The 10,931-nt window shown below is 68.1% G+C and carries 13 protein-coding genes; 2 read left to right on the forward strand and 11 right to left on the reverse strand.

Features of this window, described 5'->3' with window-relative positions; all coding sequences use genetic code 11:
* Nucleotide 1: 1 nt before the first annotated feature.
* A complete protein-coding gene (gene dhaK, locus G6N67_RS24970) occupies nt 2–1,000 on the reverse strand; it encodes a dihydroxyacetone kinase subunit DhaK (protein ID WP_036428046.1) in 999 nt (332 codons plus the stop codon).
* 11 nt (nt 1,001–1,011) lie between these two features.
* The gene (locus tag G6N67_RS24975; protein ID WP_036428041.1) at nt 1,012–1,764 is read right to left on the reverse strand and encodes an MIP/aquaporin family protein; all 753 of its coding nucleotides are present in this window, start codon (nt 1,762–1,764) and stop codon (nt 1,012–1,014) included.
* A 152-nt stretch (nt 1,765–1,916) separates the two neighbouring features.
* Here G6N67_RS24975 and G6N67_RS24980 point away from each other — a divergent pair, with 152 nt between their 5' ends.
* A complete protein-coding gene (locus G6N67_RS24980; protein ID WP_036428040.1) occupies nt 1,917–2,663 on the forward strand; it encodes an IclR family transcriptional regulator in 747 nt (248 codons plus the stop codon).
* Between the two features lie 5 nt (nt 2,664–2,668).
* On the opposite strand, the gene G6N67_RS24985 is transcribed toward G6N67_RS24980, so the two are convergent.
* Genes G6N67_RS24985 through G6N67_RS24995 form a run of 3 tightly spaced genes read right to left on the reverse strand, consistent with a single transcriptional unit; the run spans nt 2,669 to nt 5,089 of the window.
* Nucleotides 2,669–4,354: a patatin-like phospholipase family protein gene (locus G6N67_RS24985; RefSeq protein WP_036428038.1), complete on the reverse strand. Its 1,686-nt coding sequence runs from the start codon at nt 4,352–4,354 to the stop codon at nt 2,669–2,671.
* Nucleotide 4,355: 1 nt separating this feature from the next.
* On the reverse strand, nt 4,356–4,892 hold the full coding sequence (locus tag G6N67_RS24990) for a YbaK/EbsC family protein (RefSeq protein WP_036428035.1): 537 nt from the start codon (nt 4,890–4,892) through the stop codon (nt 4,356–4,358).
* Nucleotides 4,889–5,089 (reverse strand): hypothetical protein, encoded by a 201-nt coding sequence (locus G6N67_RS24995; RefSeq protein ID WP_036428031.1) that lies wholly within the window; start codon nt 5,087–5,089, stop codon nt 4,889–4,891. The genes G6N67_RS24990 and G6N67_RS24995 overlap by 4 nt, the downstream gene beginning before the upstream one ends.
* Nucleotides 5,090–5,273: 184 nt before the next feature.
* Here G6N67_RS24995 and G6N67_RS25000 point away from each other — a divergent pair, with 184 nt between their 5' ends.
* The gene (locus G6N67_RS25000) at nt 5,274–5,906 is read left to right on the forward strand and encodes a GNAT family N-acetyltransferase (protein ID WP_036428028.1); all 633 of its coding nucleotides are present in this window, start codon (nt 5,274–5,276) and stop codon (nt 5,904–5,906) included.
* Between the two features lie 44 nt (nt 5,907–5,950).
* Here G6N67_RS25000 and mbtN read toward each other — a convergent pair whose 3' ends face one another.
* The 6 genes from mbtN to crcB (G6N67_RS25030) all read right to left on the reverse strand — a co-directional run bounded on the left by mbtN (nt 5,951) and on the right by crcB (G6N67_RS25030) (nt 10,864).
* Nucleotides 5,951–7,114, reverse strand: a complete 1,164-nt coding sequence (gene mbtN / locus G6N67_RS25005) for a mycobactin biosynthesis acyl-ACP dehydrogenase MbtN (protein ID WP_036428025.1) — start codon at nt 7,112–7,114, stop codon at nt 5,951–5,953.
* Entirely contained in the window at nt 7,111–8,691 is a 1,581-nt protein-coding gene (mbtM, locus tag G6N67_RS25010) for a long-chain-fatty acid--ACP ligase MbtM (protein WP_036428022.1), read from the reverse strand. The genes mbtN and mbtM overlap by 4 nt, the downstream gene beginning before the upstream one ends.
* Nucleotides 8,688–8,972 (reverse strand): mycobactin biosynthesis acyl carrier protein MbtL, encoded by a 285-nt coding sequence (locus tag G6N67_RS25015; RefSeq protein ID WP_036428020.1) that lies wholly within the window; start codon nt 8,970–8,972, stop codon nt 8,688–8,690. Before G6N67_RS25015 ends, mbtM begins: the two co-directional genes overlap by 4 nt.
* A gap of 61 nt (nt 8,973–9,033) precedes the next feature.
* Entirely contained in the window at nt 9,034–10,101 is a 1,068-nt protein-coding gene (locus tag G6N67_RS25020) for a putative PII-like signaling protein (protein WP_036428015.1), read from the reverse strand.
* Entirely contained in the window at nt 10,098–10,466 is a 369-nt protein-coding gene (gene crcB / locus G6N67_RS25025) for a fluoride efflux transporter CrcB (protein ID WP_036428012.1), read from the reverse strand. The genes G6N67_RS25020 and crcB (G6N67_RS25025) overlap by 4 nt, the downstream gene beginning before the upstream one ends.
* A complete protein-coding gene (crcB, locus tag G6N67_RS25030) occupies nt 10,463–10,864 on the reverse strand; it encodes a fluoride efflux transporter CrcB (RefSeq protein WP_036434105.1) in 402 nt (133 codons plus the stop codon). Before crcB (G6N67_RS25030) ends, crcB (G6N67_RS25025) begins: the two co-directional genes overlap by 4 nt.
* Nucleotides 10,865–10,931: the final 67 nt, after the last annotated feature.

Genomic DNA, 10,931 nt, shown 5'->3' on the forward strand with positions numbered 1-10,931 from the left:
GTCAGCATCCTCTCCGCAATGCGGGTGTGGCGACCGGATGGTCCCACAGCCGCAGCAACTCGTCGTCGGCGTGCAGCAGGGTCACCGAGCAGCCCGCCATGTCCAGGCTCGTGATGTACGGCCCGACCAGTGACCGCGCGATCTGCACGCCTGCCTTCTCCAGGATGGCCGCCACCTCGGCGTACATCACGTAGAGCTCGATCAGGGGCGTGGCACCCATGCTGTTGACGAACAGGATCACCGGGTTCGCGCCGGTGAAGTCGACGTCGGACAGGATGGGTTCGACCATGAGTTCGGCTACGGCGCGGGCCGGTTGCAGCGGCACCCGGTCGCGACCCGGTTCACCGTGGATCCCGATGCCGAGTTCGATCTCGGCGTCGGAGAGCTCGAAGGTGGGGTGGCCCACCGCGGGCACCGTGCACGATGTCAGGGCGACGCCCATGCTGCGGGACGCGGCGTTGACGCGGCGCGCGACTGCGGCGACCTCGGCCAACGGCCTGCCCTCGTCGGCCGCGGCCCCGGCGATCTTCTCGACCAGCACGGTGGCGCCGACGCCGCGCCGCCCGGCGGTGAAGGTGCTGTCCTGCACCGCGACATCGTCGTCGACGACGACCGACTCGACCGTGATGCCCTCGGCGGCAGCCAGTTCGGCGGCCATCTCGAAGTTCATCACGTCACCGGTGTAGTTCTTCACGATGTGCAGTACGCCGGCGCCACTGTTGACGTTGATGGTCGCCTCGAGCATCTGGTCGGGCACCGGGGATGTGAAAACCTCGCCGGCACAAGCAGCGTCGAGCATCCCCCGGCCGACGAAACCCGCGTGCAGCGGCTCGTGACCGGATCCGCCGCCGGATATCAGACCGACTTTGCCTGCGATCGGGGCATCACCGCGGTAGACGATGCGGTTGGCGTGGTCGATGCGCAGCTCGGGGTGGGCCATGGCCATGCCGCGAAGCGATTCGGCGACGACGTCGGCGGGATCGTTGATCAGTTTCTTCACAATGGGGCTCCTCAGACTGCGGTCGGTGCTGCGGGGACAGGGAGTTTCGCGGTGTCGGCGCGGGTGCGTGAGATCGCGACGTAGGAGAGTGCGGCAAGTGCGCCTGCGAGGAATTCCGCGGCGAGGTAGACCGGCAACTGGTGCCAGGCGACCGAGCCGCCGGCGATCTGCTGGACGAGCATCGGCCCGAAGGTGCGGGCGGGATTGATCGACGCACCCGTCGCCGGTGCCACCGGGATGATCGCCGCGAACACCACCAGGCCGATCGCCACGCCGGCAAAACCTGCCGACGCCTTGCGATGTATCACGCCGAAGACGGTGAACACGAGAATGAACGTACCTACGAATTCGGCGAAAAATGCCTGTACTGCGCTGATGTCGCCGGTGTAGGTCGCGATGCCGAGGCCGGCGTCACGCGCGGCGGTGCCGAGCACGCCGATGATGGCTGCGGCGCCGACGGTTGCCCCCACGAGTTGCGCGGCGATGTACGCCGGGACGCGTGACCACGGGAACTGGCCGGTCACGGCCAGGCCCACGGTGACCGCCGGATTGATGTGGTTGCCCGAGATGTGCCCGAGTGCGTAGACGGTCGCCACCACGACCGTCGCGAACGCGAACGAGATCATGCCCAGGTCGGCCATGGTGAACGGGGCATCACCGTTGACGATGAGGGTCGCGGGCACCGAGCCCACGCCGACGAACACCAGGAAGGCGGTGCCGAAGGCCTCAGCCGCGAGTTTTTGAGTGATTGACGGGTCGTCCATGTCGTGTGCTCCAGAGAGTTGGGATGTGGCACATCACTTGCCGACTGTGAATCGGCTATCTCGTATTTCATTCGACATTATCGAATGTGATCTGGAACATACGCTTATGCTGCTGTGAGCACAAGAGCTGTCTTCGGCACGAGGAGGTCGTCGTGATTCAGGCGGTGGATCGCGCTCTTCGCATCCTCACCGTGCTGCAAGGGGGCCGCCGGATGAGCCTGAGGGAGATCGCGTCGGCGCTCGAACTCGCACCGTCCACGGTGCACGGCCTGGTGCGCACGTTGCTGGCGCACGGCATGGTGCAGCAGGAGCTCGACTCGGGGCGGTACCGGCTGGGTCCGGCGACACTGCGGCTGGGCAACGTTTATCTGGACACCCTCGAATTGCGGTCGCGGGTCGCGATCTGGACCGAGGGGTTGGCCCGTCGCACCGGCTGCGCGGTGCGCACCGGAGTGTTGCTGTTCGACGAGGTCGTGGTGGTCGCGCACGAGCCGCGTCCCGACGGCACGCGCCAGATGCCCGAGGTGGGGATCATGATCCCCGCGCACGCGAGCGCCCTCGGCAAGGCGTTGCTGGCCTACGAGGCCGACCACCCGGCAGGCGAGCTGCGCGGCATGACGGGCGAGACCATCACCGACGTCACCGAGCTCGCCGCCCAACTCGAGCAGACCCGCGGCACCGGTATCGCAACGGAGGCCGAAGAGGCGGTGCTCGGCGAATGTTCGGTCGCGGCAGCAGTTTTCGACTCATCGGGGGATGCCGCGGGTGCGATCGCGCTGGTGGTTCCCGCGGCGCGCTGGCCGCTGGACCCCGAGGCCGTCGACGCGCTGCGTGATACCGCGCGAACCGTGTCGCGCGAACTGGGCGCGCCCGTGTGGCCGCCCCGACGCACGGGATAGCGGGATCAGGTCAGGCGACGGTTCCGCCAGCGCTCGAAGCGCCCGGTCGGCAGCTGGATGGCCGACATCACCGCGCTCATCGGGGATGCGACCGACTTGACCAGTGTCTTGCGGCCGCGGCTGACCGGGGGCTGATCCCCCTCCCACCAGATCGGTTGCAGCAGTGCCGATGTCAAGGGAACTGCGGTGTCGACGCTGTTGCGGCCCCACTCGCACGCGCGGTCGATGGTCGCGATCGACGGCGCGAGATTGACGGGCGACAAGGTCGGCCCGAACCGGATGATGTGATCGGCATACGGCGCGTTGCGCACCATCTGCAGCTGCACGGCCTGCGTGATCGGGACGAGCCACAGATGCTTCGGATCCCATTGCGGATGGAAACAGTCGAACGCGAGGTAACAGGCGTTGCGCGTGCCCAACCGCCCGTCGCGCACCCGTTTCCATGCCAACTCGATAGCCACGTTGCTGGCCGCACCACCGTCGACCAGTGCCGCAACGTCGTGGGTCTGACACAGCTCGTCGAGAATCGGTTCCATCCGCGGATCGTTGGTCTCGTGGTGCAGCACGCCGGGGATCGCCGAGGAGAACGACGCGGCGTCGACGACGTTGAACTCGCGGGTCAGATCGTCTCCGCCGACCACTATGGGCTTCACGACGCGTGAGTCGATGAATGCGGCGACCTGCCACATGCGGGCCGCCACCAGTGGCCCGATGCCGACCGGCAGCATGGGCAGCAGGCGCAGCCCGGCCAGTTCAGGACGGCGGAAACGGGACGGCAGCGCGGCGAACGACTGCTTACGCACCCCGGCGACCACGGCGTCGAACGGAATTGCCATGTCCGACATGCGCATCCGGTCGCCGTCGGCGCGGCTGAACATCGCGTGCGCGAAGGCGTCGAACCGCAGCGAGAACATGCCGGTCAGGCCGTGCCTGCGGCGCAACCGTTCTGAGCCCAGGATCGCGCGGTAGGACACGGTCTTGGCCCACTCGACGTACTCTTCGATCGGCACGGGCAGGGTGCGCCCGACCACGGCACCGATGATCGACCCGAACGACGACCCGAGCATGTAGTCGGGCACATGCCCCGCTTCGAGCAACCGCTGCATGCCACCGATGTAGACGAATCCCGCGCCGCCACCACCGCCGAGGACGGTCACCAACTTCTTGTATCCCACTTCCGAATCCAGTTCGGCCGGCGAGAAGTCGTTACGGTGGCGTTCGGCGAGCAGCCGCCGCTGATCGTCCTGATCGTCGGCCAGGCCGGCCAGCGCGTCGCGGGCGGTGGTCAGTGCGGTGGCGGCGTCGCGTTCTTCGCGCAGCGGGCCGTGCAGCGCGTCGGTGACGCGAGAGCGCCACGGCGCCAACTGCGCGCCGACCGCGATGTCGCCCCGCCCGCGGGTTCCGTCCGGCCCCGCCGCGCCCGGCTCGAAGTCGTTGAGCCTGGCGAAGTTCAGGATGTAGCGCAGTCTGCGCATCTCGGTGGCGGTCAGCACGTCGGGATTCGCCAGGCCGAGCCGGACCAGTCGGTTCTCCATCTTCTGCAGCAGCAGGGTGGGGTCGGCCGTCGGGGGCGCGGCGGCCTGCTCGATGGCCGCCTCGTCGACCAGGTCCACCGCCTCCTCGGCGACCTCCACCGGTGCCGGCCGGCGAACCAGCCGGTTCAGAACCGATTCCGGGAAGGGAATCTCCATGTCACTGACCTGGTTTGGTGATCGCGAGCACCTCGGAATTGGGCAGCGACGTCAGCGCCTCGGCGGTGGCGTAGAGCTTCGACGCGCGTACCCCGCTGCCGATGATCACGTGCCGCGCGTCGACCACACCCTCGTCGATGAGGATGGGCCAATCCGCGGGCAGGCCGACCGGGGTTATGCCGCCGTATTCCATGCCGGTCAACGACACCGCGGTGGCCATGGGCGCGAACGAGATGCGGCGCGCGTCGAGTCGCTTGCGGACGATGCCGTTGACGTCGGCCCGCGCGGTGGCGAGCACGAGGCACGCCGCGTGCCACGTGCGGTCGGCGCGCCGGGCCTCGACGACCACACAGTTGGCCGACGCGTCGAGGCCGATGTCGTAGTGCCTGCAGAACTGCGCGGTGTCGGCGAGGGAAGGATCGATGGCGCTCGCCCACAGGCCCGCGGGGTCGTGCTCGCCGAGGTAACGCTGGACCGGGGCGCCGACGAGGTCGAGCGCTTCGGTCACCGGTGTGAAGGTGAGGTTTCCGACCTTCACCTGGAGTCCTCGCTGCCGGACCTGGTGCCCACGAATTCGAGTAGGCGCGGGTCCGCCGAGGTGAACCGCTCGACCTCCTCGCCGCCGTCGCACCGCAACAGCGCGATCGTGATGCTGTCGGAGGTTCGGGCGATCACCTGCCAATGCGCGCCGGACTCCTCCCAGCGCTCCAGATCGGCGATGCGATCCACATCCATGCCCCTACCATCGCATGCGATCGCGGGGAACCGTCTGGTGCGGTTGCCGCGGCCGCACCAACAGGGGAGGTCAGGCGATCCCCGCGCGAGGCCCGTGACCTTGGTCACGGCGACCGGAACCGGCACCCTCCCGTATTAGGAAGGTAAACCTACCCTCACTGTGTGCGGTAGGCTCGGCGCTCAAATGACCGATATTGACGAGGCGCTGGAACCCGTTCTCAAGCGCGAGCTGACTGACATTTCCGACGAGGTGCGGGCAGTCGGGGCACCGCCGACCCCGACGGTGGCAGATCCGTACGACATCCGCGTGGTCGATCCCGAGGCCGACGCCGAGATGGTTTCCGAATGGATGAACCGGCCGCACCTGGTCGAGGCCTGGGAGTACGACTGGCCGCCGCAGCGCTGGCAGCGGTACCTGCGCGCCCAGGTCGACGGCGAATACTCCCGCCCGTTCATCGCGAGCTTTCGTGGCGTCCCGGCGGGATACGTCGAGTTGTACCGGGCGGCAAAGGATTCGATTGCGCCGCGCTACGTCGCCGACCCGCACGACCTCGGACTGCACGCCGCAATCGCCGATCTCCGGCTGGTCAACAAGGGTATCGGTCCGTTCCTGCTGCCACGCATCGTGGCAAGTGTCTTCGAGTTGGAGCCGAACTGCCGCCGCATCATGTTCGATCCGGACCATCGCAACACCGCCGCCCGCCGCCTCTGCGAGTGGGCCGGCTGCGCATTCCTGGGCGAGCACGACATGTCCAACCGGCGGATGGCGTTGTACGCGCTGCCCCGTACTCCCGACGACGTACCCGAGCCGGCCTGAACGCCACGCGGCGCGGGGAGGCGGCCTCCCCGCGCCGCGCAGCGTCAGTCCTGACCGAACTCGGCGTAGCCGTCGTAGTCCGGCTTCATGGCCGCGGCCACCAACTCCCACAGCACTTCGTCCGTGCCGCCGCCGACGCGGGCCAGCTTCATGTCGCGCCACCATTTTCCCAGCGGTGTCTCGTCCACCAGATAGCCTGAGCCGCCGAAGATGTGCATACACTCCGAGAGCACCTCTTCACCCAGCCGAGCAGCGGTGACCTTGATCGCGGCCGCTGCACGCAGGTCCAGCTTGCCCTGCGCAGCGATGCCCGCGAGGCTGTAGCGCAGCGTGTCCACGCGGGCCTGCAGATCGGCGATCCGGAGCCGCAACGCCTGGTGTTCGTAGAGCGTGTGGCCGAACTGGCGCCGTTTCATCATGCGCGCCAACGTAATTCCGATGACACGCTGGGCGCCGGCGGCCACCTGTCCGGCGATCGACATCCGCTCGTGCGCCAGGCCCCACGAGATCGCGGCCAAACCGGTGCCCGCGCGCGCCACCAGCGCATCGGCGGGCACCCAGGTGTCGATGTGCACCGCGGCGGTGTCGAGCGGACCCGCACCGACCTTGCGGTACGGCGTCTGCACCTCGACCTGGCTGGTCGGCACGGCGATGACGACGACGTTGCCGTGCCGGCTGCTCGGATCATGGTCCACACTGCGCGCGACGACCATGATGTGGTCGGCGATCGGGGACAGTGAGACGAACTTCTTGATGCCCTTGATCTCGAATCCATCTCGGGCCGTTCGTACTTCGGTTTCCACGATCTGCAGGTCAGAGCCGCCGGACTCCTCGGAGGCCCCGATACACAGCACGGCTTCGCCGCGGACCGCCTGCTCGCAGATGGCGCGCAGGTACTCCGACTTGCCGAACCGGCGCAGCAGGGCGATCGCCGAATCGTGCAGGCTGACACCCACCCCGATGCCGGCCGACCCGGTGCGGCCCAGGGCGAAGGCCAACTCGAACAGCTTGCCCAGGTCCGGTTGCTGGCCGTCGCCCCACTTCTCGGTGAACACGCCGGAACGCCCGAGGTGTTCGATGAGCTGACGCGGGAAGCGTTCGGTCTCTTCGGCTTCGGCTGTCCACGCGGTCACCGACGAGTCGAACACGCGCTCGAGCAGCTCGCGGTACTCCTCGACCGTGGTGAGCGTTGCGGGAGTCGCTGTCATGCCTTCACCGCCTCCAGATTCCGTTTGACCTCCAGCCGGCGCAGTTTGCCCGACGAGGTTCTCGGTAGCGAGCCCGGCGCCAGGAACACCACATCGGCAGGCACCACACCGCATTCGGACGCCACGCGCTGCACCACTTCACTGCGGGCCGTCGACTCGTCGCCGCCCCGGAACTCCGCGGCGATCACCAGGCCCGGCCGCGGGGCGCCTTCGTTGGTGCCGACGGCGACCACGGCGCCCTCGCGAACGCCCTTGACCCGCGCGGCGACCTGTTCCACCTCGGTCGGGAAGATGTTGCGCCCGGCCACGGTGATGAGCTCCTTGGCGCGACCGCAGACCACCAGCGCACCGTCGACAAGGTAGCCGAGATCCCCGGTGGGGAACCAGTCCTCGGCATTGTGCGGGTCTTGACCCAGGTAGCCCGACATCATCGACGTGCCGCGGACCTCGATCTCGCCGACCTCGCGGTCGGAGATACCCGCGTTGTCCTCGCTGGGCCGCAACCGCACCTGCATGCCGGGGATCGGCTCGCCGAGCACCGCTTGGCGTCGGATGCCGGTGCCCGCGTCGGTCTCGACCGTGATCTCGTCGACCACGACACCGGTGCCGGGCGTCGGAACCGACACGGCACAGGATGATTCGGCCAATCCGTACGACGGGGACAGTGCACCGGGGTCGAAACCGAAGCGTGTCAATTCGCTACCGAACCGGATCGTCCCCTCGCAGTCGACGGGTTCACCGCCGTTGAGCGCGAACCGGAGCGCGGCCAGGTCGAGCCCCTCCAACTTGCTCGCGTACTTGCCGATCAGGCCGTAGGCCATGTTCGGTGCCGCGGTCATGGTGGCCCGGCTCTCCGACAGCCAGTTCAGCCAGCTGAACGGCGAGGCCGCGAAGGCCGTCGTCGGAGCCTGCCACGACTCCATGCCGTTGATCGCCGTTGTCAGCAGGAACGTCAGGCCCATGTCGTGGTACAGCGGCAGCCACGAGCAACCGATGTCCTTGCGTGTCACGCTGATCCGATCGCGCAGGCCGAGCAGGTTGGCGAGCACCGCCGCCGAGGAGACCTGCGCGGTGCGCGGCGTTCCGGTCGAACCGGCGGTGCCCTGCAGGATCGCGATGTCGGCCGGCTGCGCGGCGACGCGCCACGTGGTCGACCGTTGGTCGCGGGCGACCGCGACATCGTCGAGGAGGGTGAGGCCGGTCTGTGCGGTGCGCAGTTGATCGAGGTAACTGCCGTGGCTGAACACGGTGCCCACGCCGATTCCGGCGAACCGGTCGAGTGTCGATTGTGCCCACCGGTCGGAGTCGGCTCCGCGTACCGGCCCGGGCAGGATCGACACGGCCGCACCGGATATGACAGCTCCGACGATGGCGGCGACGAATTCGACGGTCGGTTCGCCGACGAGTCCGACGGCGCGCGAGCCCTCCTCGCCGATCCGTTCTGCGACGTTCTCTGCGCGGGCGTACACCTGTGCCCACGGATGTCGGCTCCAGGCCCGGGTTTCGGGATCGAACACGACGAGGTCGGCGCTGGTCGTGGTCAGCGACTCCGACAGCGCTGCGGCGAGCGTGCTCACTGGTTGCTCTGTGCCGCAGGCACTTTGGCCAAGATGGCGGCTTCGAGATCGCCGACGGTGTCGCAGCTCAGCAGATCTTCTTCGGACAGGGCCACACCGAGCTTGTCTTCGATCGCGACCATTCCGACCGCGAACGCGACCGAGTCGAGGCCCACATCGTCGACCAATCGGGACTCGCGCGTCACCCGTCGGATGTCGACATTCATGTCGTCGCGCAGGATTTCGGTCAAGGCGGCGCTCACCGCTTCAGGGGTTGAGGCTTCTGGGGTAGACGACTGCATGGAGTGGGACGCTACACCCGCGAGTAAAGGTAGGCTAGGCTTACCCTGCGGTGATGTGAGCTCAGTAACTGTGCCGCGCCAGGTTCATGCTGCCGCGCCGCACACCTGTGTCGACAATCGTCGCGGCGGGCACCAATTCCGCGCTGACCAGGCCACTTCCACCCGTCAACTCATCGACGGCATCGAACGTCGCGCCGATGCGTTCGGGGGTGTCGACCACGATCGTCGTCACCGGTACCTGGCGTCCGAGCTGAAACAGCTTGTCGCCGTGCGGCAATGCCGCACCGGTGAACCCCCACACGCCGCGCAGGACGGTCGCGCCTGCGGCCACGCCGCTGTGCAGCAGATGCCGGACGATGGCCCGGTGAATCGGCACGCCGTCGTGCAGGGCCGCCTCGGAGGTGTGGATCATCAGCTTCTGCCACAGTTGCCTGCCTTGATCGTCGGTGGCGGGCAGGCTGGTTGGGCGCGTGAGGAGTTCGCCGCCGAGTTTGCACAACTGCGCCCGCTCGACGGTGATGAGGGGCCGTTCCAGGAGCCGATTCAGTTCGTGCAGCGCCGCCTGCGCCTGCTCGCCCGTGCCGACCGCCACGATCATGATCGGCACATCGGCATTGCGGCTGAAGAACCGGGCGCGGTGCCGTTCGCCGTGCGCGGTGCCGTCGACACCGAGGAACACTGTCGCGCCCGCGAAGCCGTGCCGGTGCAGCGCCGCGCACACCGCGCGATAGGCGGGGGCACCGCCCACCCGGTGTTGGCGGCCCACGTAGATGGTCACCTTGGCCGTCTCGTGGACCATCGGCGCGGCCGAATCGCGCGTGAGCAACTGCGCACGTTCGAGCGTGATGAGCCCCCGCGGCACCAGCGCCACGGTCCGCTCAGCCAGGGCCGCGATCTTCTCCGCAGTGTCCACCGCGGCGACCGCCACCGGCGGATCCTCGGACATGCTGAGCGTCTCGTCGCTGCGCAGTTCATGGCGCGGGCCGAAGCTGGCGATCCCACGCATCAACACACTCGTGGCGACATCGGTTTCGCCGTAGAGACGGAGCAGCTCATCCGACACGAACCAGTGCTCGTGGCGTTGCCGCTCTCCGAAGTAGGCGGTCAGCTTGAGGTATTCGGTGCTCATAGCCGGGATCCGAGCTGCAGGCCGAGCCACGCGGCGGCCAGACCGAGGATGACGCTGATGACGATGTTGCCTGCCGCCGCCCACACCTGACGTTCTTCACCGAGCCGCTGGGTTTCCAGCATCCAGGTGGAAAACGTGGTGTAGGAGCCGACGAAGCCCGTGCCGGCCAGCAGCGCGGCGTGCGGATCCAGCACCAGGCCTCCGAAGAAGCCCAGCAGCAGCGCGCCGCTCAGGTTCACCACCAGTGTGCCGAGCGGGAACCCCAAGGAGTGGCGCCGTGACACCGCGCGGTCGAGCATGAACCGGCACACCGCGCCGAGGCCGCCGAGCAGCGCCACCCCGGTCCACACCAGCGCCGTCGTCATCCGCGCACCCGTACGCGACGTACCATCGCCGTTGCCACCGCGACCGCCAGCAAGCCGAGCGCGACACTGGCGGCGGTGTATCCCGCGGCCAGACCCCAATATCCGTGCTCGACCATCCCGACGGTCTCCACCTGCATGGTCGAGAAAGTGGTGAGCCCGCCGCAGAGCCCGGTGCCGAGCAGCGGGCGGCGATAGCTCGAGACGGGCAGGCGTTCCAGCAATCGCGTGGTGAAGTAGCCGAGCAGGAACGCGCCGACGATGTTGACCGCGAACGTCGGCCACGGCCAATGGCCCGGCGCCACCGCGAGATAGTGGCTCAGCAGCGCCCGGGCCAGAGTGCCGAGCGCACCGCCGACGAACACGGCGGCCAACTCGCGGGGGTCATTGCGGCCGAGCATGCCGAACATAAGGCAAAAGTATGGCGGCAACTCGGCAACTGGCACGCGCCGAGGGGGTCGAGGGAGC

This window comes from Mycolicibacterium mageritense, assembly GCF_010727475.1.
GTDB classification, from domain to species: Bacteria; Actinomycetota; Actinomycetes; order Mycobacteriales; family Mycobacteriaceae; genus Mycobacterium; species Mycobacterium mageritense.